Source organism: Aeromonas sp. 1HA1 (genome assembly GCF_029237385.1).
GTDB classification, from domain to species: Bacteria; Pseudomonadota; Gammaproteobacteria; order Enterobacterales; family Aeromonadaceae; genus Aeromonas; species Aeromonas popoffii.
In genome coordinates, this window is record NZ_JAACGC010000013.1 from 22,948 (window position 1) to 45,722 (window position 22,775).

At 61.2% G+C, this 22,775-nt stretch carries 23 protein-coding genes; 7 read left to right on the top strand and 16 right to left on the bottom strand.

Annotated elements, in window-relative coordinates; translation table 11 throughout:
- The first annotated feature begins 19 nt into the window (after positions 1-19).
- Both GWQ22_RS06570 and glnS read left to right on the top strand, forming a co-directional pair.
- On the top strand, positions 20-2,686 hold the full coding sequence (locus GWQ22_RS06570) for a beta-N-acetylhexosaminidase (protein WP_275929814.1): 2,667 nt from the start codon (positions 20-22) through the stop codon (positions 2,684-2,686).
- 343 nt (positions 2,687-3,029) lie between these two features.
- Positions 3,030-4,691 (top strand): glutamine--tRNA ligase, encoded by a 1,662-nt coding sequence (gene glnS, locus GWQ22_RS06575; RefSeq protein WP_275929815.1) that lies wholly within the window; start codon positions 3,030-3,032, stop codon positions 4,689-4,691.
- A gap of 116 nt (positions 4,692-4,807) precedes the next feature.
- Here glnS and fur read toward each other — a convergent pair whose 3' ends face one another.
- A complete protein-coding gene (fur, locus tag GWQ22_RS06580; protein WP_042036904.1) occupies positions 4,808-5,236 on the bottom strand; it encodes a ferric iron uptake transcriptional regulator in 429 nt (142 codons plus the stop codon).
- A gap of 244 nt (positions 5,237-5,480) precedes the next feature.
- Here fur and GWQ22_RS06585 point away from each other — a divergent pair, with 244 nt between their 5' ends.
- The gene (locus GWQ22_RS06585; protein WP_042036905.1) at positions 5,481-5,954 is read left to right on the top strand and encodes a DUF4442 domain-containing protein; all 474 of its coding nucleotides are present in this window, start codon (positions 5,481-5,483) and stop codon (positions 5,952-5,954) included.
- Positions 5,955-6,025: 71 nt separating this feature from the next.
- Here the strand turns inward: GWQ22_RS06585 and fldA are convergent, their stop codons facing one another.
- Genes fldA through GWQ22_RS06605 form a run of 4 tightly spaced genes read right to left on the bottom strand, consistent with a single transcriptional unit; the run spans position 6,026 to position 7,948 of the window.
- The gene (fldA, locus tag GWQ22_RS06590; protein WP_017412672.1) at positions 6,026-6,550 is read right to left on the bottom strand and encodes a flavodoxin FldA; all 525 of its coding nucleotides are present in this window, start codon (positions 6,548-6,550) and stop codon (positions 6,026-6,028) included.
- Between the two features lie 39 nt (positions 6,551-6,589).
- Positions 6,590-6,886 (bottom strand): LexA regulated protein, encoded by a 297-nt coding sequence (gene ybfE / locus GWQ22_RS06595; RefSeq protein ID WP_042036906.1) that lies wholly within the window; start codon positions 6,884-6,886, stop codon positions 6,590-6,592.
- A gap of 20 nt (positions 6,887-6,906) precedes the next feature.
- Positions 6,907-7,128, bottom strand: coding sequence for a DUF2788 domain-containing protein (locus GWQ22_RS06600; protein WP_042036907.1), 222 nt, complete (start codon positions 7,126-7,128; stop codon positions 6,907-6,909).
- Positions 7,129-7,183: 55 nt separating this feature from the next.
- The gene (locus GWQ22_RS06605; protein ID WP_275929831.1) at positions 7,184-7,948 is read right to left on the bottom strand and encodes an alpha/beta fold hydrolase; all 765 of its coding nucleotides are present in this window, start codon (positions 7,946-7,948) and stop codon (positions 7,184-7,186) included.
- Between the two features lie 288 nt (positions 7,949-8,236).
- Between GWQ22_RS06605 and seqA the strand changes: the two genes are divergently transcribed.
- Together seqA and pgm are read left to right on the top strand one after the other, a co-directional pair.
- Positions 8,237-8,746, top strand: a complete 510-nt coding sequence (seqA, locus tag GWQ22_RS06610; protein ID WP_212512446.1) for a replication initiation negative regulator SeqA — start codon at positions 8,237-8,239, stop codon at positions 8,744-8,746.
- Positions 8,747-8,804: 58 nt separating this feature from the next.
- Positions 8,805-10,469: a phosphoglucomutase (alpha-D-glucose-1,6-bisphosphate-dependent) gene (gene pgm / locus GWQ22_RS06615; RefSeq protein WP_275929816.1), complete on the top strand. Its 1,665-nt coding sequence runs from the start codon at positions 8,805-8,807 to the stop codon at positions 10,467-10,469.
- 104 nt (positions 10,470-10,573) lie between these two features.
- On the opposite strand, the gene GWQ22_RS06620 is transcribed toward pgm, so the two are convergent.
- Complete coding sequence (locus GWQ22_RS06620) at positions 10,574-11,455, bottom strand: EamA family transporter (protein WP_275929832.1); 882 nt, start codon at positions 11,453-11,455, stop codon at positions 10,574-10,576.
- 95 nt (positions 11,456-11,550) lie between these two features.
- Here GWQ22_RS06620 and GWQ22_RS06625 point away from each other — a divergent pair, with 95 nt between their 5' ends.
- Positions 11,551-12,033 (top strand): MarR family transcriptional regulator, encoded by a 483-nt coding sequence (locus GWQ22_RS06625; protein ID WP_042036914.1) that lies wholly within the window; start codon positions 11,551-11,553, stop codon positions 12,031-12,033.
- Positions 12,034-12,080: 47 nt separating this feature from the next.
- Here GWQ22_RS06625 and mltB read toward each other — a convergent pair whose 3' ends face one another.
- The 8 genes from mltB to GWQ22_RS06665 form a co-directional block, all read right to left on the bottom strand.
- Positions 12,081-13,160 carry a lytic murein transglycosylase B gene (mltB, locus tag GWQ22_RS06630; protein ID WP_275929817.1) on the bottom strand — a complete coding sequence of 360 codons (1,080 nt, stop codon included), beginning with the start codon at positions 13,158-13,160 and terminating at the stop codon, positions 12,081-12,083.
- A 129-nt stretch (positions 13,161-13,289) separates the two neighbouring features.
- A complete protein-coding gene (locus tag GWQ22_RS06635; RefSeq protein ID WP_275929818.1) occupies positions 13,290-13,892 on the bottom strand; it encodes a CDP-alcohol phosphatidyltransferase family protein in 603 nt (200 codons plus the stop codon).
- Positions 13,885-14,550 carry an ATP-binding cassette domain-containing protein gene (locus GWQ22_RS06640; RefSeq protein WP_275929819.1) on the bottom strand — a complete coding sequence of 222 codons (666 nt, stop codon included), beginning with the start codon at positions 14,548-14,550 and terminating at the stop codon, positions 13,885-13,887. The genes GWQ22_RS06635 and GWQ22_RS06640 overlap by 8 nt, the downstream gene beginning before the upstream one ends.
- A 16-nt stretch (positions 14,551-14,566) precedes the next feature.
- Positions 14,567-16,252: an ABC transporter permease gene (locus GWQ22_RS06645; RefSeq protein WP_275929820.1), complete on the bottom strand. Its 1,686-nt coding sequence runs from the start codon at positions 16,250-16,252 to the stop codon at positions 14,567-14,569.
- Positions 16,252-17,424, bottom strand: a complete 1,173-nt coding sequence (locus GWQ22_RS06650) for an ABC transporter substrate-binding protein (RefSeq protein ID WP_275929821.1) — start codon at positions 17,422-17,424, stop codon at positions 16,252-16,254. The genes GWQ22_RS06645 and GWQ22_RS06650 overlap by 1 nt, the downstream gene beginning before the upstream one ends.
- 22 nt (positions 17,425-17,446) lie before the next feature.
- A complete protein-coding gene (locus GWQ22_RS06655; RefSeq protein WP_275929822.1) occupies positions 17,447-19,609 on the bottom strand; it encodes a bifunctional TVP38/TMEM64 family protein/FAD-dependent oxidoreductase in 2,163 nt (720 codons plus the stop codon).
- A complete protein-coding gene (locus GWQ22_RS06660; RefSeq protein WP_212512437.1) occupies positions 19,609-20,190 on the bottom strand; it encodes a carboxymuconolactone decarboxylase family protein in 582 nt (193 codons plus the stop codon). Before GWQ22_RS06660 ends, GWQ22_RS06655 begins: the two co-directional genes overlap by 1 nt.
- 1 nt (position 20,191) lies before the next feature.
- Positions 20,192-20,878, bottom strand: coding sequence for a DUF1499 domain-containing protein (locus GWQ22_RS06665; RefSeq protein WP_212512436.1), 687 nt, complete (start codon positions 20,876-20,878; stop codon positions 20,192-20,194).
- Between the two features lie 51 nt (positions 20,879-20,929).
- Here GWQ22_RS06665 and GWQ22_RS06670 point away from each other — a divergent pair, with 51 nt between their 5' ends.
- Positions 20,930-21,487 (top strand): peptide-methionine (S)-S-oxide reductase, encoded by a 558-nt coding sequence (locus GWQ22_RS06670; protein ID WP_108537896.1) that lies wholly within the window; start codon positions 20,930-20,932, stop codon positions 21,485-21,487.
- Positions 21,488-21,491: 4 nt separating this feature from the next.
- On the opposite strand, the gene GWQ22_RS06675 is transcribed toward GWQ22_RS06670, so the two are convergent.
- Together GWQ22_RS06675 and GWQ22_RS06680 are read right to left on the bottom strand one after the other, a co-directional pair.
- Positions 21,492-21,770, bottom strand: a complete 279-nt coding sequence (locus GWQ22_RS06675; RefSeq protein WP_005309750.1) for a peptidylprolyl isomerase — start codon at positions 21,768-21,770, stop codon at positions 21,492-21,494.
- A gap of 79 nt (positions 21,771-21,849) precedes the next feature.
- The gene (locus tag GWQ22_RS06680; RefSeq protein ID WP_042036929.1) at positions 21,850-22,224 is read right to left on the bottom strand and encodes a hypothetical protein; all 375 of its coding nucleotides are present in this window, start codon (positions 22,222-22,224) and stop codon (positions 21,850-21,852) included.
- Positions 22,225-22,775 lie beyond the last annotated feature (551 nt).

Here is a 22,775-nt window from a genome sequence, read left to right on the forward strand (position 1 = left end):
TCAAATGAGAGCAGCAGTTATGAACTTGAAACATTCTCTGTTAGCCATTGCCATGTCTACCGTTTTTGTCAGCCAGGTCCAGGCCGCTGATGCCGCCAAGCAAGCCGTGGTTGACTCCCTCGCCAGCAATCTGGTGGTCAAGTATGAAGTGGTCACCAACGACGGTGCCGGTGCCGGCCTCGATTGCCAAGCGCTCGGTTCCGAGTGGGCAAGCTGTGGCGTTGCCAAGCTGCACCTGACCAACACAGGTGCTGAGGTGACCTCCAAAGATTGGAACATCTATATCTCCTCCATCCGTCGTATCCAGCGTGTGGATAACGACCAGTTCACCATCACTCACATGACCGGCGACCTTTATCGTTTGACGCCCACCGGGCAGTTTAAGGGCTTTGCCAAGGATGCCACGGTCGAAGTGCCGCTGGTGGTGGAATATTGGGTATTGTTCGAATCCGACATCATGCCGAACTGGTATGTCGCCAGCGAAGGTGCCGAGCCGAAAGTACTGGCCAGCATGAGCAACATCGATGATGCCAGCACCTATCAGACGCCGATGCCGGCCGATGGCTGGAAGCGCACCAAGGATGACAACAACATCCTGATGAACAGCGAAACCCGTTTCGCTGCCAACCAGACCAGCAGCCTGCTGCCGGCCAGCAAGATCGATGACCAGATAGTGCCGACCCCGCTCAAGCAAGTGATCAAGGCGGGCCCGCAGGTTGACTTCTCCAGCATCAAGCTCCATGCGCTGGACCTGCCAAGCGATCGCGCCGATGCCATCAAGGCTCAACTGACCAAGCTGGGTGTTACCCTCTCCGACACCGGCTACCCAGTGACCATCAAACTCGGCAGCAAGCTCAAGCAGGCGGAAGGTTATGACATGACCATAGGCCCGCAGGGCACTGTGATCCAGGGCCATGATATCGAGGGGGCTTTCTGGGGGGCGCAATCCCTGATCTCCCTGCTGGGTGTTGACGACAAGCGGGTCAGCCTGATGAGCGTCGAGGATGCGCCGCGCTTTGAATACCGTGGTATGCAGACCGACGTGGCCCGCCACTTCAGAAGCCTCGATACCATGAAGAAACTGGTTGACCAGATGTCTGCCATGAAGCTCAACACGCTGCACCTGGGGCTGACCAACGATGAGGGCTGGCGTCTGGAGATCCCGGGTCTGCCGGAGCTGACCCAGGTCGGTAGCCAGCGTTGCCACGACGAGTCCGAAACCAAGTGCCTGATGCCGCAGCTGGGCTCCGGCCCGACCAGCGACAATCAGGGCTCCGGTTTCTACAGCAAGTCCGACTACATCGACCTGGTGCGTTATGCCAAGGCGCGCGGCGTGACCGTGATCCCCGAGATCAACATGCCAGCCCACGCCCGTGCGGCTGTGGTCTCCATGGAGGCGCGCTACCAGCGTCTGCTGGCGGAAGGCAAAGAGGCGGAAGCCAACCAGTTCCGTCTGACTGATCCGGCGGATACCTCCAACGTCACCTCGGTCCAGTTCTACGACAAGATGTCCTTCATCAACCCTTGCCAGCCGGGGGCGGCGACCTTTGTGGCCAAGGTAATGGATGAAGTGGCCCAGATGCACCAGGCCGCCGGTCAGCCGTTGACCGCCTGGCACTACGGTGGTGACGAGGCGAAGAACATCATGCAGGGCGGTGGTTATCAGGATCCTGCCGTCACCCAGAAAGCCGATCTGGTCGCCTGGAAGGGCAATGTCGATTCCAGCAAGCAGGACAAGCCGTTTGGCAAGTCCCCGATGTGCCAGAAGATGATCGCCGATGGCAAGATCAAGGACGTGGCCGAGCTGCCGGTCTATTTTGCCAAGGAAGTGAGCGCGCTGGCGAAAGAGCGTGGCTTCTCCACTCTGCAGGCGTGGGAAGATGGGCTGAAGTACGCGAGCAGCGCCAAGGATTTCGCCACCGACAAGACAGTGGTCAACTTCTGGGAAACCCTCTACTGGGGTGGCTTCAACGAAGCGATGAAGTGGGCGCACAAAGGGTATGACGTCGTGCTCTCCAACCCGGATTACCTCTACTTCGACTTCCCGAACGAGGTGCACCCGGCCGAGCGTGGCTACTACTGGGCAACCCGTTTCAACGACACCCGCAAGGTGTTCGCTTTCGCCCCGGAAAACCTGCCGCAGAACGCCGAGACCTCGGTTGACCGCGACGGCAACGCTTTCGTGGCCAAGGGTGACCAGGATCCGGTCAAGTTCAAGGGGATCTCCGGTCAGCAGTGGAGTGAAACCGTGCGGACCGATGCTCAGTACGAGTACATGGTCTACCCGCGTATCTTCTCCGTGGCCGAGCGTGCCTGGCACAAAGGTGGCTTCGAGCTGAACTATGTGAAGGGTCGCGAGTTCTCCGGCGAGACCACGCATGTCAACAAGGCCGCCCTCGACCAAGAGTGGAACCAGTTTGCCAACGTATTGGGTCAGCGCGTGTTGCCGAAACTGGATCAGGCCGGTGTTGAATACCGCCTCTCCGTACCGGGTGCCAAAGTGATGAACGGTGTGCTGGAAGCGAACGTGGACCTGCCGGGTCTGCCCATCCAGTACAGTCTGGACGGCACCACCTGGAGTGCCTATGACGCCGCGGCCAAGCCGAGCGTGACTGGCAAGGTCTACCTGCGTACCACCAGCTTCGATGGCAAGCGCACCAGCCGCGTTACCGAACTGAACGGATAGCCGTCAACCGTTAACACAAGGTGGGTCGCAAGACCCGCCTTTCCCAAGGACGATGGTGTATCGGCCTTGGGAAAGGTTGACTGTGCGTGTGAGCCTTTGTTGTGTGTGTATTGTCTATTTGTGTTTTTTCATCACCTTGAACCCCGCCCTGTGCGGGGTCTTTTTTATCCGCCATGACATTCAGCGAGTGGGCGCGTGTCGTTTTGACCTGCCCGCGCCCCGAATCGGGTAAATTCAGGTTGAGACAGGGCGCGTAATGAGGGATCATAACCGGCTTGACGGCGGGGGGTTGAGGGTGCCAGCCGGCACAACTTCCGCCAGTGACGCATTTTTGAGGTGAGCCATGAGTCAGGCGAACAGCCCAACTAACTTTATTCGTCAGATCATTGATGAAGATCTGGCCAGCGGTAAGCACAACAGCGTGCATACCCGTTTTCCGCCCGAGCCGAACGGTTATCTCCATATCGGCCACGCCAAGTCCATCTGCCTGAACTTCGGCATTGCCCGTGACTATCAGGGCCAGTGCAACCTGCGTTTCGATGATACCAACCCGGTGAAAGAAGACATCGAATACGTGGAGTCCATCAAGCAGGACGTGCAGTGGCTCGGCTTCCAGTGGAATGGCGAGATCTGCTACTCCTCCGACTATTTCGACAAGCTGCACGGCTACGCCATCGAGCTGATTGAAAAGGGTCTGGCCTATGTGGACGAGTTGTCTGCCGAGCAGATGCGCGAATACCGTGGCACCCTGACCGAAGCTGGCAAGAACAGCCCGTTCCGCGAGCGCAGCGTGGAAGAGAACCTGGCGCTGTTTGCCAAGATGAAGAACGGCGAGTTCGCCGAAGGCAGTGCCTGCCTGCGCGCCAAGATCGACATGGCGTCCCCCTTCATGGTGATGCGCGATCCGGTTATCTATCGCATCAAGTTTGCCCACCACCACCAGACAGGTGACAAGTGGTGCATCTACCCCATGTATGACTTCACCCACTGCATTTCGGACGCGCTGGAAGGGATCACCCACTCCATCTGTACTCTGGAGTTCCAGGACAACCGCCGTCTGTATGACTGGGTGCTGGACAACATCACCATCGACTGCCACCCCCGTCAGTACGAGTTCTCTCGCCTGAACCTCGAATACACTGTCATGTCCAAGCGCAAGCTGAACCTGCTGGTGACCGAGAAGCACGTGGATGGCTGGGACGATCCGCGCATGTTGACCGTCTCCGGTCTGCGCCGCCGTGGCTACACCTCTGCCTCCATCCGCGAGTTCTGCAAGCGCATCGGCGTCACCAAGCAGGACAACATCGTCGAGATGAGCATGCTGGAAGCCTGCATCCGTGACGATCTCAACGAGAACGCACCGCGTGCCATGGCCGTGCTGCATCCGGTGAAGGTGGTCATCGAGAACCTGGCGGCCGACGAGGTGCTGACCGCACCGGCGCACCCGAACAACGCCGAGATGGGCACCCGCACGCTTCCCTTCACCCGCGAAATCTTCATCGACGAAGCGGACTTCAAAGAAGAGGCGAACAAGCAGTTCAAACGGCTGGTGCTGGGCAAGGAAGTGCGCCTGCGCAACGCCTATGTGATCAAGGCCGAGCGGGTCGAGAAGGATGCGGATGGCAAAGTCACCTGCATCTACTGCTCCTACGATCCCGAGACCCTGGGCAAGGATCCGGCCGATGGCCGCAAGGTGAAAGGGGTGATCCACTGGGTCAGCGCCACTCACTCCCTGCCGGCCGAGATCCGTCTCTACGATCGTCTGTTCAAGATGCCGAACCCGGGTGCCGAGGCTGACTTCGAGGCGGCGCTCAACCCGGATTCCCTGGTGATCATCGAAGGCGCCCGTGTGGAAGCCTCCCTGCAGAACGCCAAGCCGGAGTTTGCCTACCAGTTCGAGCGTGAAGGCTACTTCTGCGCCGACAACAAGCTCTCCAGCGCCGATCACCTGGTGTTCAACCGCACCGTGGCCCTGCGCGACGTATGGGGCAAGGCCGAGGCCTGATGGCCATAGCCGGACAAGCAGAGGGCAGGGGAGACCCTGCCTCTTCTTGTCCGGATTACGGACACAAAAAAAGCCAGCGCTATGCTGGCTTTTTTATTGGCCGGTGCAAGCCGCTATCAATCGTCGTGCTTGCAATCGCCGTTGGCGCAGTGGCCATACAGATAGAGGCTGTGATTGGTCAGGCGAATGTTGTGCAGCTTGGCGATGTCGCGCTGGCGCTGCTCGATCACCTCGTCGGAGAACTCGATCACCTTGCCACAATCGAGGCAGACCAGGTGATCGTGGTGTTCCTGGGTGGCCAGCTCGAACACCGACTTGCCCCCTTCAAAGTGGTGACGGGTAACAATACCGGCATCATCGAACTGGTTGAGAACGCGATATACGGTAGCGAGACCAATCTCTTCACCCTGGTCGATCAGTCGTTTGTACAGATCTTCCGCACTGGTGTGCTGGCAATCCGGCTGTTGCAGGATTTCCAGAATTTTGACGCGGGGCAAGGTTATCTTGAGTCCGGCCTTTTTTAACGCTTGGTTGTTGTCTGCCATATTCTACTTATTCGCATTCTCGAAGGTGTGGTCATTCTGATTGACTGCCGCTGGAATGGCAACCACGAACTCGCTTGGCCTGTCATTATAGGTCGTAGCTCACCTAAAAATAAACCTAGTAATTCAAGGGCTTTAGCGCAAAGTCCGCCATTTTGCCGAACTGATTCAATCGCGGCCCCAGCTTGCTCGCCCGTCGAATGTTGATAAGATGTAATCTTCTTCATTGTCTGGTCGGATGAGAACCATGGATTGGCTTTTTGACAATGCGGCCTGGGTGCGCCGCGCCCTCAACGCCTGGCCCCCCTTCTGGGGCGCCGGTATCAAGATAGAGACCCTGAGCGATGATTTTCGCTACTGCCGGGTGACGCTCAAGTCTCGTTGGTGGAACAAGAACGCCAACCGTACCCAGTTTGGCGGCAGCATGTTTGCCATGACGGATCCCATCTATCCGCTGATGCTGATGGGCTATTTCAAGAATCGCTATTACGTCTGGGACAAGGCGGGCTGCATCAACTACATCAAGCCGGGCAAAGGCAAGCTGGTGGCCGAATTCAACCTGACCGACGGCAAGCTGGCCGAGATAGCGGCGGCGACCGAGGGGGGTAACAAGCACTTCCCCGAGTTTGAGGTGACGGTACAGGACAAGGGCGGCGAGCTGGTGGCCCAGGTCAAGCGTACCCTCTATGTGCGCGCCAAACCTGAGCACAGGGGCGGCTAGCAAGGGCATATCGCAGAAACAACAAGGGCCCCGGCGGGGCCCTTGTTGTCAGAGGTGACTGGCTTGCCGGATCACTCCAGCTCGGCCAGGCACATCTCTTCATGCAGCTGCTTGCACCAGCCCTTGACGCGCTCGGCGGTCAGCTCTGGCTGGCGATCTTCGTCGATACCCAGACCGACGAAGTGCTTGTCATCCACCACAGCCTTGGAGGCTTCAAATTCGTAACCGGCGGTTGGCCAGTTGCCGATGATGATGGCGCCTTTGGCTTCGACTATGTCACGCAGGGTGCCCATGGCGTCGAGGAAGTACTCGGCATAGTCTTCCTGATCGCCACATCCGAAGATGGCGACCAGCTTGTTGGTAAAGTCGATCTCTTCCAGCTCGGGGAAGAAGTCATCCCAATCGGCTTGGGCTTCGCCGTAGTACCAAGTCGGGATACCGAACATCAGCAGATCGAAGCTGTCGATGTCGGCTTTGCTGCTCTTGGCAATGTCACGGACTTCAATCAGTTGTTTGCCCAGTTCTTTCTGGATCATCTTGGCGACAGCTTCGGTATTACCGGTATCGCTGCCGAAAAACAGACCTACACTAGCCATAGTGTTTAGTTACCCGTATCTGGTGTTAATACTTAACGGTCAGATTGCAATGCCTGCTGGATTCGCAGACTCAATCTGTTGCTTCAGGATAGATTGGATCAGCTCGGCTCGGCTGACGTTCTGTTGTAACGCAAGTTGGTTCAGGCGCTCCAGCAACTCGGCCTCCACCTTTAACTCAACCCGTTTCAGGCCATTCTCTCGATCGCGCTTAAGCTGGTTGCGCTTGTTGATCTTGAGTTGGGTCTCACGGGGGAGTGGATTGGTCTTTGGCCTGCCGGGGCGCTTCTCATTTGCGAACAGATCCAGTGTTGTTCGATCAGTTTGCTGTTTGGCCATACATCACAGATGAAAATAAGTTAGCCGATCCCTGAGCCTTCCCAGCCCAATTCGATCAGCCCCTTGGCGACAAAACCCGCGCAACCGAGAAAGAGAACCAACCAGACGATGAGTCGGCCGAAACGGGGTACATTACCGCGTTTAAGCACGTCGTGAATGGCCAAGCCAATCAATATGAAAATGGCCAGAAAGAACAACTTCAGGCCCAGACTCTCGATAAGATCGATATGTTCACTTAGCATGGATTGCGCACACTCCTTATGACGGGCGCACTATATCACAAAGGATTTGAAACTGTTAACCGCCTGTCGACAGGAAATCCACAACCAATTTGTTGAACAAAACCGGCTTTTCTGCGTGCAGCCAGTGGCCGGTTCCTGCGATAACGCGCGCCTTTGCCGCCGGGAATTGCGCCATCACTGTCTCGGTGTGCGGAGGCTGCATGTAGTCAGAATCCCCCCCCTTGATGAAGAGCGCAGGTCCCTCGAAGCGAGTCTGGTCGTCGGGCCAACCCATGATGTTGGCGTAGTTGCGCTCCAGCGCCGGCACGTTGAAACGCCAGCCCCAACCCGACTCCCCTTTGGCGAAAGACTTAAGCAGGAACTGGCGCACGCCGGGTATCTCGACATATTGGGCCAGCAGGGCTTCCGCCTCGCTGCGGCTCTGCACCGGCTGGCGCAGGGTGGCGTTGAGACCGGCAAACACATTCTGATGGCGGGCATGGGGATAGGTGACCGGCGCTATGTCGGCCACCACCAGCTTGCCGACTCGGGTGGGCGCTTGCTTGGCCAGCTGCATGGCGACCTTGCCGCCCATGGAGTGACCGATCAGGGATACCTGATCCAGCGCCAGGGCGTCGAGCAGGGCGAGCACATCGGCAGCTTGCTGGGGATAGCTCATCTCATCGCTGTGGAACGAGGTGCCATGGTTGCGCAGATCCACGCTGATGACCCGGCACTGTTCGCCGAGGGCGCGCGCCAGCAGCCCCAGGTTGTCCAGACTGCCGAACAGACCGTGGATCAGCACGACGGCCGGGCCCTGGCCCTGCTCCTTGAAGTTCAATAATGGGTTTTGTTGCAAAATGACACCTTGTCGGTCGTGGGCTTTTTCGCCTGTTTTTTAACACACTGAAAGAAAAGGATTTCATTCCTTGTGAGGCATTTTTTTGTGGTTTTTTTTCAAAAAAATGGCCCCGTACGCGTTATCAGTGCGGAGGATCACACACTTGGCCCGCCATTATGCCGTATTCTCGATGAGATTCATGCACATCTGCCAGCCCTTGGCTTGGGCTGCCGGGTTTGCCTATGTATAATCGCCGCATCCGAATTTCGACGAGTCCAGCGCATCCCTATGAAAACCATCGAGCTTGATGACGATCTCTACTTCTATATCGCCAGCCAGACCCGGCACATTGGTGAGAGTGCCTCCGATATCCTGCGTCGTCTGCTGGAACACCCCACGCACATCGAAGTGCCGCTGGCCGAGCCAGCCGCCGTTGCCCAGCCGCGTGTCGTCGCCGATGCCATGGGGTTGCAGGCCCTGCTCGATTCCGGCGAGCTGCAAAAAGAAGAGAGGTCCATCAACCGCTTCATGCAGGTGCTCAGTACCCTCTACCGGGATGATCCGGTCGGGTTTACCCAGGGCACCGAAATCAAGGGGCGCAAGCGCGTCTATTTCTCGCGGGATCCCGAGGCTCTGCGCGCCAGTGGCAGCACCACCAAGCCCAAGCCGGTACCGGAAACCCCGTTCTGGGTGATCACCAACACCAATACCAGCCGCAAGCAGAATATGGTGGCCCAGCTGATGGCCAGCATGGGCTATGGCGAAGAGGTGATCGCGCAGGTGTGCAGCGCAATTTAACGGTTTATCAAGACTCAGGCCTTGCCCGCCAAGGCCGCCATCAAGCAAGGACAACGCCATGGCACAGCATTCCCACGCCGGTCAGCCGGCCCGTTTAAGTGACCTGACCAACATCCCCCGTCTGGTCAGCGCCTACTACCTCAATAAGCCGGACATGAGCCGCCCCGAGCAGCGGGTGGCCTTCGGCACTTCCGGCCACCGTGGCAGCGCCCTGCACAACGCCTTTACCGAATCCCACATTCTGGCGGTGACCCAGGCGCTGGTGGAGTATCGCCAGCAGGCCGGTATCACTGGCCCGCTGTTTGTCGGCATGGATACCCATGCCCTGTCCGAATCCGCCTTTGCCAGCGCAGTCGAAGTGCTGGCGGCCAACGGCGTCGAAACCCGCATTCAGGCTGGCCTCGGCTTTACCCCGACCCCGGTCATCTCTCACGCCATCTTGCGCTACAACTCTGGCAAAGAAGGGGCCAGCAAGCCTGCTGCCCGCGCTGACGGTGTGGTGATCACCCCGTCTCACAACCCGCCGGAAGATGGTGGCTTCAAGTACAACCCGCCCCACGGTGGCCCCGCGGAAGGGGAGATCACCAAGTGGGTGGAAGACCGTGCCAACGCCATTCTGGAAGCGGGTCTGGCCGGCGTGAAACGGATGCCGTTTAGCGATGCCCTCAAGAGCCCGTTCGTGGTGGAGCACGACTATGTCACCCCTTATGTGGATGATCTGAAGAACGTGCTGGACATGGACGCCATCAAGAACGCGGGCATCAAGATCGGTGTCGATCCGCTGGGTGGCTCCGGCGTCGCCTACTGGGACGTCATCGCCAAGACCTATGGTCTGAATATCGAGGTGGTGAACTACAAGGTAGACCCCACCTTCTCCTTCATGACCCTGGATAAAGACGGCAAGATCCGGATGGACTGCTCCAGCCCGTTCGCCATGGCGGGCCTGATTGCGCTTAAAGACAAGTTCGACATCGCCCTTGGCAACGACCCTGACTACGACCGTCACGGCATCGTCACCAAATCCGGCCTGATGAACCCGAACCACTATCTGGCGGTGGCGATCCAGTATCTGTTTACCCATCGCACCGGCTGGTCTGCCCATGCTGCCGTCGGCAAGACGCTGGTCTCTTCTTCGATGATTGACCGGGTTGCCGGCGAGATTGGCCGCACCCTGAAAGAGGTGCCGGTCGGCTTCAAGTGGTTCGTGGATGGCCTCTACAGCGGTGAGTTCGGCTTTGGTGGCGAAGAGAGCGCGGGCGCCTCCTTCCTGCGCAAAGATGGCACCGTCTGGACCACCGACAAGGATGGTTTCATTCTGGCGCTGCTGGCGGCTGAAATTCTGGCGGTGACCGGCAAGGATCCCCAAGCCCATTACGACGCGCTGGAAGCCAAGTTTGGCCGCTCCTGCTACCGCCGCATCGACGCCCCGGCTAACAGCGCCCAAAAAGCGGTGCTCTCCAAGCTGGATCCGGCACTGGTGGAAGCCTCAACGCTCGCCGGTGAGCCCATCATTGCCAAGCTGACCCGAGCACCGGGCAACGATGCCGCCATCGGCGGCCTCAAGGTGGTGACCGAGAACGGCTGGTTCGCGGCGCGCCCCTCCGGCACCGAGTCCATCTACAAGATCTACATGGAGAGCTTCAAGGGCGAAGCACATCTGGATCTGATCCAGCAAGAGGCTCAGCAGATCGTCTCTGCGGCCTTGGCCAAGGCTGGCGTCTAAGCCTGCGTCAAGCCACTGAAAGCTAAATAAAAACTGATTTAAAACCAAAAGAGGAGCCGCAATGGCTCCTCTTTTTTATTCCTCTTGGCCGAGGTTGTCTGCGCTCATGGCTTGTCGCACTGGACTGTGCTCGCCCTGCGGGCCTGCCAGCGTTTGAAGAAGGGCCGCGCCGGCAGCTTCATCAGGAAGAGGGAGAGCAGGATCACCCCTATGCCGAGCCACTGGCGACCATCCAGGGTCTCCCCCACCATCAGCACCCCAAGTGACACCGCCATCATGGGATTGGTGAGGGCCAGCATGCCCATTACCTCGGGGCCGTGGTGCTTTAACCCCCACAGCCAGGCCCAGTAGCCCAGTGCGGTGTTAAGCAGGATAAGCCAGAGCAACCCCGGCGCACTCGCCGGACTGGGTAGCGGCATTGGGCCAGCCAGCCACCAGGCAAGCGGGATCAGCATCAAGCCCCCGAGCAGCAGTTGCCAGGCAGTCAGCGCCAGCAGATCGTTTACCGGCCAGCGTCGCATCCAGCGGCTGGATTGGCCGATGAGCAGGGTGGCCAACAGGGCGCACGTCACGCCGACAGGATCCAGATTGGCGGAGGGGTTGAGCAGCAGCAAGACCCCGACAAGTCCCATCAACCCCAGCAGCAGCCACTTCAGGCTGGGTCGTGTGCCATCCTGCAGCCAGGCCAGCAGCATCAGCACCAGCGGCAGTGTGGCGCCGAGCGTGCCCGCTACGGCCCCCGGTAGCCGGAAGGCGGCCACGAACAACAAAGCAAAGAAGGCGGTGATGTTGCAAAACGCCAGCAGAAACTGCTTGCCCCAGGGCAGGGGGGGTAGGCGCGGGTGCAGCAACAGCAGTAGCAGCCCGGCGGGTAAGGCGCGCCACACCGCCACCCAGTAGGGGGAGTAGTCGGTCAGATAGAGGCTGACGACGGCATAGGTGCTGCCCCACAGCAGGGGAGCCAGCAGGGCGATCAGCAGAGGCATCATTTATCTCTTTGTGAAGTATCTTTAAGGAGAGATAATCTAGTCCCAAATTGGTTTAGTATCAAGTATCTCGATGAAAAGATAAGTGACCTGAGATGGACAGTGATCATGTAGACCTGCTGCTGGCCCAGTGGGCCCGGCAGAGACCGGATCTCGACTGCTCGCCCATGGGGGTGCTGGGTCGGGTGGCGCGTATGGCGGCGATCGCCGGCCGCGAGGTGAGCGAAGAGCTCAAGGAGTGCGGCCTGCTCGGCAGTGACTTCGATATTCTGGCAACCCTGCGCCGGGCCGGCGAGCCGCTGACGCCGACCGTGCTCTATCAATCCGCCATGTTGAGCTCGGGGGCCATGACGGCCCGGCTCGACAAGTTGGCCGAGCGGGGGCTGATAGAGCGGCAGGCGGCACCCAGCGACAGGCGCAGCCTGCTGGTCTGCCTGACTGAGGCGGGCAGGGTGCTTATCGACCGGGCGGTCGAGTTGCACGTTGCCAATGAGCGCCGTCTGCTGGCGCCACTGACCGAGGCCGAGCAGGTGCAGCTGGCGGCCCTGCTCAAGCGCTGGCTGTTGGAAAACGAATGATGAAACGGGCCCGCGGGCCCGTTTTTGTTGGCAATCTGGTGCCCGATTCAGTCACCGCCTCTGGCATCCTTCACCGCCAGCCCCAGCTGCCACACCGCCATGGCGTAGTGGGTGCTGTGGTTGTAGCGGGTGATGGTGTAGAAGTTGGGCAGGCCGTACCAGTATTGATAACCACTGCCTACGTCGAGGCGCAGCAGGCTCGATTCGCTGTGGTTGCCCAGGCTGCTGGTGGGGGTAAGCCCGGCGCGGCGCAGGGTGGGGACCGGGTAGCGGGTCTGGAAGCCGTGCTCATAGCCGGGCAGTTGGCCCTGACCACGTACCGCCACCGGCTGTCCCTTCTCCCAGCCATGGGCCTTGAAGTAGTTGGCCACGCTGCCGATGGCATCCACTGGATCCCACAGGTTGGTGTGGCCGTTGCCGTTGAAGTCCACCGCATAGCGTTGGAAGCTCGACGGCATGAACTGGCCATAGCCCATGGCACCGGCGTAGGAACCCTTGGGTTCGGTGGGATCCATCCCCTCATCCCGGGTCATCACCAGGAAGGACTCCAGCTCGCTGGTGAAGAACTCGGCCCGGCGCGGGTAGTCAAATGCCAGGGTCACCAGCGCATCCAGAATGCGAGTCTTGCCCATCACCCGGCCCCAGCGGGTCTCTACCCCGATAATGCCGACGATGATCTCGGGTGGTACGCCATAGAGCTGGTAGGCTCGGTTTAGTTCGCTTTCGTATTCGCGCCAGAAATTGACGCCGTTTTGCACGTTGTCGGGGGTGATGAACTTGGCGCGGTAGCGATTCCAGGCGCCAGTCGGACCCGTCGGCTTGGCGGTCGTCGGGGCCTGGGCATCCATCAGCCGGATGATCCAGTCAGAACGCTCCGCCTGTGCCAGTACCCTGTGCAGCTCGGCACTGTCGAAACCGTGCTTTTGCACCATGTGTTGCACGAACTTATCTACGCTGCTGCGATTGGCAACATCCCCCTGTCCGTAGACGGGGCGGCTCGGCGGCGTCTGATTGATGAAAGCGCTCTTGGGCTGGGGTGTGACCACGGGCTTGGCAGCCGGTGTGCTGCTGCAGCCGTAGAGCAGGGGAAACAGGGAAAGTGTGAGTACGGAGACAAGGCGACGCATAAGGTTCTCATGAGCCTGACAAAGAGTGCCGACATGGTAAAACATTGTCATCCGCACGCAAGTGTTCCGTGCGCCTGACACGTCGCCAATACATCGTGCGATGGATTAGCCCCTGGGGGTCGGGGCGACTCAGCGCAGGGTGTGATAACCGCTCCAGAGTCGGGTCAGGGTGGTGATGAGGCAGAGCAGGGCAAAGCCATAGGCGAGGGTTGCAAAAGCCGCGGGCCAGAGGCACATCAGCACGAACAGCGCGATGGTCTCGCTCCCCTCGGTGAGCCCACCGAGATAGTAGAGAGACTTGTGGTGGTAGACGGGGTTTTCTATCCCCCGCTTGCCCGCCATGATGGCGAAGGCCAGAAAGCTCGAGCCCGTCCCCATGAAGGTGAACAGCAGGGTAGCGGCGGGCAGGGCGTTGGCGGGGGCGCTCAGGGCAAAACCCAGCACCACTGCGGCGTAGAAGATGAAATCGAGGGTGATGTCGAGAAAGCCGCCGCAGTCGGTGATGCTGGTTTCCCGTGCCACAGCGCCGTCGAGCCCGTCCAGCAGCCGGTTGCACAGGATGGCCGCGAGCGCCCACTGATAGCAACCAAAGGCCAGCAGCGGCAGCGCCAGCATGCCGACGGCAAAGCCGGTGAGGCTTATCTGGTTGGCGCTTATGCCGGCCCGGCACAGCGGCTTGGCCAGCTGGGTGAGGGGGCGGCGGATCATGGGAATAAGGTGGCGATCAAACAAGGTCGGGGTCCTCGGTTAGCAAACAAAGAGACGGTGTGAGATCGAGTATGGTGCCGGGGGCATCCTCCTCGTCATGGGTCACCAGGATGGCTGGGATGCCTTTGGCCTTGAGCCGCTCGAACACCAGGGTTCTGAACGCGGCGCGCAGCGGTTTGTCGAGGCGGGAGAAGGGCTCGTCCAGCAGCAGGGCTTGCGGTTCGGCCAGCAGCGCCCGCAGCAAGCTGACCCGCGCCCGCTGACCGCCGGAGAGCTGCTGCGGCAGCTTGTCAGCCTGATCCGCCAGCGCGACCTGTGCCAATGTCGTTACCGCCTTTTCCCGTCGTGCACTTCTTCCCTTGATGGCGGCAGGCATGCCAAACATCAGGTTCTCTGCCACCGTCAGATGGTCAAACAGCAGGTCATCCTGAAACAGCATGCCAATGTGCCGCGCCTGGGGGGACAAGGGGGTAAGCAGTCGCTCGTCGAGCCATATTTCCCCCTCCAGCCGGATGGGTCCCCTGGGGGGCAAGACCCCCGCCAGCGCCGCCAGCAGCGAGCTTTTGCCGCAACCGCTTGGCCCCATCAGAGTCAGCACCTCGCCCGGCGCCACCTGCAGTGCAGGCAGCGACAGCAGCAGGTTTTCATCGAGATAGAGGCGAAGAGGCGTGGTGTTTAGCATCGGCAAGTTCTCGTGTTCAGCGGGCGCCCTTGAGCGCCGGATTGAGCCGTGCCGGCAGCCAGAGCGCCAGCAGATAGATAACGAGCGGCAGCAGCAGTTGCAGCAGGCCGTAGAGGCCTGCCAGCCGCCGATTGAGGCCGCTGCCGATGGCCACCGCCTCAGTCGTGATGGTGACCACCCGGCCCGCGCCAAACAGCAGGGTCGGCAGATACTGGGCCAGACTCACCGCCGCCCCCACCGCCAGGGCAAACAGTAGCGGGCGGGCCAGCAGGGGCCCCTTCACCTGCCACCAGACACGCCAGGGGCGGGCACCCAGCGTCAGCGCGGCTTGCACAAGGCGCGGGTCGAACTGGCGGTAGGGACCGTGCAGGCAAAGGTAGACGTAGGGGAAGACAAACAGCAGCTGGCTCCAGAGCACCCAGCCCCAGCCGATGCCATGGGCTGTCCAGCGAAGGCTAAGCCAGTCGAGCCCCAGGCGGACGCCAAACAACAGGCTGGCCTGGGGCAGCAAGAGTGGCAGACAGATGAGCCAGAGCGGCCAGGGACGGCGACCCTGTTGCGCCTCCAGGCTCAGCACTGCCATCACCAGTGCCAGCAGCCCGCTTGCCAGTGCCAGCAGGGCACTGTGGGTGAGCAGCGGTATCAGGCCCGGCAGCAGATCTTGCCAATGCTGGCCGCTCCACTGGCTTGGCAACAGGTCGGGGAAGGACCAGCGCCGGGTCAGCGACCAGAGCAGCAGCGCCCCCAGCACCGCCAGATTGACCGCGATCAGGACAAATACGCTGCCGCTGGCCAGGTTAGCGGCCAGCAGGCCAGGCTCGGTCCGGCGGCCATCGAGCCAGATGTGCTTGCCGATAGTCGTGTGGCACCACTCCAGCAGCCGCAAATCGGCGAGCAGCAGCAGGCTGAGGGCGAGCAGCAAGAGGGCTCCGCTGGCGGTGGCGCCACGCCAGACGAGATCCGGATCCTGATACCAGAGCCACAATCTGACCGCCAGCGGGGCGGGGGCATCGGGCCCCAGCAGCTGGGCTAGATCCACCACGGCCACCCCGTAGGCGGCCACCGCATAGAGGGGCATGCGCAGGGCGGGCCAGAGCGCTGGCAGCCGCAAGCGCCACCAGATCTGCGGCGCGCTGAACCCCATGCTGGCACCGAGCCACTGCTGGCGAGCCAGCTTGGCGGGATCAAGTGCGGCCAGCGCCATCAGCAGCAGAAAGGGCGTTTCTTTCAGGATCAGGGCGAGGATCAGCCCAAGGCCCAGCGGATCTTTGATGGTCTGCCAGTCTGGGGGAAACTCAACGCCAGTGAGTGCTGGCGAGATGAGGCGCAACAGCCAGCCGGAGGGGGCGAGCAGAAAGGCCAAACCGATGGCAAAGGCGACGTGGGGCAGTGCCAGCAGGGGAGAGAGCAAGCGCTGCAGCAACGAAAAGGCCCGGCTCTGTGCGCCCTGCTGGCCGCTGTGTGCCAGCAGCAGTGCCGTCAGCAGCAGGCTGCCCAGGGTCGAGGCGGCGCCAATCCAGAGGCTCAGGGCAGCCGAGTGCCAGAGGCCGGGCTGGGCCAGCAGCAGCTGAAGGTGCGGGGGGGCCATCCCTTCGGCCAGCAACAACCCGATTCCCCCCAGCACAGGGACGGCCAGCAGGGCGGCGCAGCCAGCGCCAAAAAAAGGGCGCCAGTTGGATAGGATTGGACCGACCAGGATCATCAGTGAGCGTAGCGCTCGGCCCAGGCCGCTTCGAGCCGCAGCTGCCAGCTGGGATGGGGCTCGCCCACGGCCTTGAAGCGCAGCGCAGACGCCTGTTTGGCCGAGACCGGCAGGGCGCTGGCTTGTAGCACGCTGGGATCGCCCCAGAAGGCGGGCTCGGCCTTGCGTACCTGGGCCACCGGGCTCAGCAGGAAGTTGGTCACCACCTTGGCGCCGGCCCGGGCGCTGGCGTTGAAGGGGATGGCGAGGAAGTGGCTGTTGGTCAGCGCCCCCTTCTCCATGGCGACGGCCACCACATTGGGGGGCAGGGTGCCGTTTTGCACCGCGCTCTGGGCCTCTTGGGGGTTGAAGCTGATGGCCATGGCGAGCTCACCATCATCGAGCAACTGGCGGGTCTCGGCGGCGCTGGCGGGGAACAACTTGCCCTTGCGCCAGAGCGCCGGATGCAGTGCATCGAGCCAGGCCCAGAGTGGGGCAGTGAGCCGGTCAAAGTCGGCGTCGGTCGCCTCCCGATAGAGGGGGGCGGGATCCGCTGTCAACTCCAGCAGGATCTGCTTGAGAAAGCTTGCGCCATGAAACTGGGGTGGCTTGGGATAGGTGAAGCGACCGGGATGTTCCTTGACCCAGGTGAGCAGGGCGGTTGCCGAGGTGGGCGGGGTGGCCACCTCGTCCCGATTGACCATGAGGTTGAGCTGGCCTATGCCCCAGGGCGCCTCCAGCCCGTCGACCGGCACGGTGAAGTCCTCACTCACCGGCAGCGTCGTGTCCACCAGCGCCATATTGGGCAGATCCTGGGTAAAGGGGGCACCCAAAAGGCCCTGCTCCTTGAGCGCCTTGAAGTTCTCGCCGTTGACCCAGAGCAGATCGATGGGGCCGCCTGTGTGCTTACCTGCCTGTTTGTTGGCCAGCAACTGGCTGACGCTCTGGGCTATGTCATCCACCTTCACCTGCACCAGCTTGACCTGATACTGACGCTCAAGCTCCTGGCCGGCCCACACCAGATAGGCGTTGATCTCCGGGCTGCCGCCCCAGGCGTTGAAGTAGACGGTCTGCCCTTTTGCCTCCTCAAGGGTCCGTTGCCAGTTGTCATCGGGGTTTGCTAACAGCGGGCCGCTGGCCAGCAGGGGCAGGGCGCACAACAGGGATTTGAGCAAGGGCAGAGTCTTGAGCATGTGAGTTACCTTGGGCAAAGGGTCAGGCGCCACGGCGCCAGCTATGATATCGGGCCAGCAGTGCCAGCACCCGGGTGGGCTGGTGAGCCCGCTTCCACTCGCCGGCCACGTACTTGTTCCCCTCCATCAGGGTAGGATAAGCGTGTATGGTGGCGAGGATCTTGCCAAGCCCCAGCTGGTGGCGCATGGCGAGCACGAATTCGGCGATCCGCTCGCCGGCGTGAGTGCCCACTATGGTGGCACCCAGGATCTTCTCCTTGCCGGGCACGGTGAGCACCTCGATAAAGCCATGGCGCTCACCGTCGGCGATGGCGCGATCCAGCTCGGCCAGCTCGAAGCGGGTCGTCTCGAAGGGGATACTCTCTGCCTCTGCCTCCTTGCGGTTGAGGCCGACCCGGGCGATTTCCGGCGTGGTGTAGGTGGCAGTTGGGATCACCCTGTAGTCCGCCTTGAAGCGCTTGAACTGGCCGAACAGGGCATTAACGGCGGCATACCAGGCCTGATGGGCGGCAACGTGGGTGAACTGGTAGGGACCTGCCACGTCCCCCACCGCCAAAATGCTGGGGTAGTTGGTGGCGAGAAAACCATCGACGGCAACCGTGCCACGGGGTGCCAGTTCCACCCCTAGCGCCTCCAGCCCGAAGCCACTCACATTGGCAACCCGTCCCAGTGCCAGCAGCAGTTGATCTCCCTCAATCACTTGCACGTCATCGCCTCGGCGCAGTTGCAGTCGAATGGGCAGCTGCGTGTCTTGTGCCTCTGCGGATGGCAGATAGTCGACCCGCTCGGTGCGCCAGCCGGTGAGTACAGTGACACCGTCACGGGCCAGCTGTGATTGCAGCGCGTCGGCCACCTCCCGCTCTTCACGTGGCAGCAGTTGATCGGCCAGCTCCACTTGCGTGACCGGGATGCCGAGCAGGGCAAAGCTCTGGGCCAGCTCACAGCCGATGGGGCCGCCACCAAGCACCAGCAAGCGGCGCGGCGGGGTGCGCAGCTGCCAGAGGCTATCCGAGGTGAGATAAGGCACGTCGGCCAATCCGGGTAGAACCGGCACAAACGGTCTGGCGCCGGTGGCGATGACGATATGGCGGCTGGTAAGGCGCTGGCCATTGACTTCAACCTCCCAGGGGGAGATCAGTCGTGCCTCCCCTTCGATGCACTCCACCCCAAGCCCTTCATAGCGTTCTACCGAGTCGTGGGGCTCGACCTCCTTGATGACCGTCGCCACCCGCTCCATCACAGCAGCAAAATCGGCGCTGGATTGGCTTGGGCTAAAGCCCAGCGCTTCGGCCTTGCGCTGCTCGGCGGCAAAGCGGGCGCTGCGGATCAGCGCCTTGGAGGGGACGCAGCCGCTGTTGAGGCAATCGCCCCCCATCTTGTGTTTCTCGACAAGCGCCACCTTGGCCTTCACTGCTGCGGCGATATAGCTGGTGACCAGCCCACCGGCACCGGCGCCGACTACCAGCAGGTTGTAGTCATAACGGGCGGGCTTTCGATAGGGGGCGTGCAGGCGGCGCAGGGCAAGCTGTTGTATGGCGCGCTTGATCAAGAAGGGCATCAGCCCCAGCAGGGTCAGCGCCACCATCAGGCCGGGGGAGAGAATGTTGCCCGTGCTGGTTAATTGGCCAAGCTCGCTCCCCGCCAGCACATAGACGAAGGTGCCGGGCAGCATGCCAAGCTGGCTCACCCAGTAGTAGGTACTGACTCTGATGGGGGTGAGCCCCATCAGCAGGTTGACCAGAAAGAAGGGGAAGAGGGGGATAAGGCGCAGGCTCAGCAGGTAGAAGGTGCCGTCCTTCTCCATCCCGGCCTGGAAGGTGGCCAGCTTGTCGCCAAAGCGGGTCGTGACCCAGTCGCGCAGCAGAAAACGGGCGCTGAGAAAAGCCAGGGTGGCGCCAATGGTGCTGGCAAAGGAGACCAGCAGCAGCCCCCAGCCGATCCCGAACACTGCGCTGCCGCCCAGGGTGAGCAGGCTGGCGCCGGGCAGGGAGAGGGCGGTGCTCAGCACATAGATGCTCACAAACAGCAGACTGGCCGTGACAAAATGGCTGTCGACCCATTGCGTCAGTGCGGCCTGCTGGGCTTGCAAGGCGCCCAGACTGAGATAGCGGCCAAGATCGAGGGCAAAGAAGGCGCCGATGAGGCACCCCATCACCAACAGAAGCAGCAGGCGGGCCCGGTTCATCAGGCGTCCTTGCTGTCAGTCTGGGCGGGACGCTCGGGTTGCACCGGCAACTGGCAGAAGCCCTGTGGTGCGATATCGAGGGCGGCGTTGAACTTGGCCGACATGTTCTGGAAGGCGATAAGGCCGGTCAGCTCCACCATGGCGTCGTCATCGAACCAGGGCTTGAGGCGGGCCGCCTGTTCATCGCTGACCCCATCCAGCCCTGTCATGGCTTCGGTGTAGTCGAGCACCGCCTTTTCCCGCTCGTCGAACAGGGGGTTGTTGCGCCAGTGGGCCAGCGCCTCCACCTTCTCGCTGGAACCGGCCCGCTTGATGAGGGTCATGGCGTTGATGTCGACGCAGAAGCGGCACCAGTTGAGCTGGGAGACCCGCACCGTCACCAGGGATCGCAGCACGGGATCGATGGGGGAGCGCCTGCGGTTGATGACGCCATATAGAGTGGCTACGGCGGCAAACAGCCGTGGCGAGCGGCCCCAACATTTGCCCGGGATCAGCACCTGGCCGTAGTTGCGTTTTTGCAGCCAGAAAAAGGGGCGGATAAACCAGGCATATTCCCGATCGGGTTTGACCTCAACGCGCATGTTATTCCTCTTTTTTGTTCTGCATCTTGGGTTTGTAGGCACCCCCCAGCCGCTCATTGAGCCGGATCAGAAACACCTCGATCCGTGCCCGGTTGGTACCCAGATCGCTGCGTCCCTGGCGGGAGGCCGAACGCATGTCGATGCGGGTCTCCTTGGGGCCGGCAAAGACCCGTAGCGCCACATCGTCCTGAAAGCCGAACCAGCCGGTGGTGGCCACTGCATCGAGGCCGTCCGGGCTCGGTCGCACCTGCCAGCCCAGTTGTATCATCAGCGCGTGGGCCTCCGTGATCGCCTCGACCGGGGAGGCGCTGGTATAGAGAGGACCGGGTTTGCCCTCAAACGCGTTCAAGGGTGCCGAATTGATGGGCAGATCCTGCGCCGTTCTCAGCTCGGCGGCCCAGCGCAGGGGGGGGGGATTATAGGGGTCCGTGCTGACATCGTTGAGCAACGGCATACGCAGTGCCTGCACCAGGAACAGCAGGGGCAGCAGCAGCGGGGTGATCCCCCAGAGGCTCGGCACCTTATGCCGGCTCCAGGGCAGGCGTACCAGTAACAGGAGCGATATCAGCGCACCGAGCAGACAGATGGCGAACCCCAGCCACCAGGGCCAGAGGTGAGAGCGGCTGCCGAGGGCGCCAGCAAGGGGCAGCAACCAGGCCAGCAGGGGCCACCACAAATAACTGGGCATAACGGGGAACCACTGGTTATGATGGACAAGTACCCTGAAGGATAAACTTAATTGACTGATAACGTTAGTAAATTTATCTCAGTCCTGCTGCTTTTCCCAAGCGCTTCGCTGTGGGCTGACACAGCCGTGCTGGCGGCGGGGGACATGTGGCGCGCCGAGATCGTCTATGAGGCCATGCCTGGGGTGTCGCGGGTCGAACCCGGCTATGCCACACCCTTGCCGCAGGGAACCACGCCGGCACAGGAGCTGGCGCGGCGCCAGGCAGTGCGCATCGATTACGATCCGGTCCTGGTGGGTTATGGGGATCTGCTCAATGTCTTCTGGCAGCTGGTGGATGGGCACGATGGTGGCGGGCAATATTGCAATCGCGGCCAGGAATTTGTCCCGACCCTGTTGCCCAGAGATGATTATCAGTGGCGCTTGGCCCAGGTGAGCCTGACGCGTTGGCAGGCGCTGCATGGTCGCGCGAGCCGGGTATCGCTCTGGCCGGATAGCCAATTCACGCCCGCACCCGAGATGGATGACTGGGCGCAGCGCCATCCCTGGCGCTTTGGTGTTTATGCCCGCCGTTGCGGCGGCTGGCCCGTGGCATTGACACCCCAACCCTGAGCCATCAGTTGCGGTAAAGCACCTTGATGAGGTGGAAGCCAAACTTGGTGCGTACCGGGCCGAGTACGGTCAGCAGTTCGCCCTTGAACACGGCATCGTCAAACGGCTTGACCATGTCGCCCTTCGAAAACTCCCCCAGATCCCCCGAGCGTTTGGACGAGGCACAGGTGGAAAAACGCTTGGCCATCTGACCAAAGTCGGCCCCCTTGGCAAGTTTCTCCTTGATCTCCAGACACTGCTTCTCTGTCTTGACCAGGATGTGCTGGGCACAGGCTTTCTTCATATTGGCGCTCCTCGGCGGCGGGCAAATCGGGGCGCAAGATTACTCCAATTCCCGCCGCGCGTCAGCCGTCATGCAGGGATTAACTGCGGGTGCGGGCGCCGAGGCGGGCCCTTGGACGCGATTGCCACAGGATCTCCAACCCCAGCAGGGCATGAAGGCTCCAGATGGCTAAGGGGTTGAGCCAGTCGCCCCCCAGTTGCAAGGTGGCCAGGGCGCAGCTTGCCAGCAAGAGGGTGATGCCCGGCAGACGCCAGTGCACTGGCAGTGGCGCCAGTATGGCGATGCCCAGCAGGATGGCGAGCCCGAACGGCAGGTTGAGGGCGGTGAAGGCCAGTGCCTGCTGGCCGTTCATGCCGGTCAGCAGGGCCACCAGGGCGCTGCAGCAGGCGAGAAAGGTGATGAATTCGAGTCGGTCCGCAATATAGTCAGCCATCTGTTCGCTACGTGCAGGCATGATGTGTCTCCTTCGGTTAAGAGCACCGGGGGCGGCGGGACCCTGGACTCATGACGCCGGTGCGGGCGATGTGTTGTCTTCGGTAGATGAACCCAGTGTGGGCGAGACAAGGAGCCGGGGGCAGCGGGATAAATCGATTGAGGTGAACGAGGCTTTGATTGTTCAGATTCAACCAGTTGATTTTTATCATCTAAAGTCAGCTTTGGTTCAAGGAGGAAGGCAGGGACTCAGGGGGTAGGTAGCGGGCTGGCCGTCGTCATCTTGACCACTTGCCGACAGTTGATGTCGCGTCGGCGAGGGGGGGGGGGCTGCAAGGGCGATGAGAGACAAAGCGCCGCTTGTGATGCATTTATGGCTTGATGGCTGAGGAATGGCTCTTTTTTTGCCCACAATGGCATCAGTCTGTGGCGCTGGCGGGAGGAAAGTGGGCAAGCCGAGTGACAAAGGCTTCAATACTATGGTGAATTTCGATGCCGCTTCGCTCTGATGTTGCGCTGGGGATATGCTAGGATGAGGCGCGCTTGCCATCGAATGAGCCTCATATGCATTCT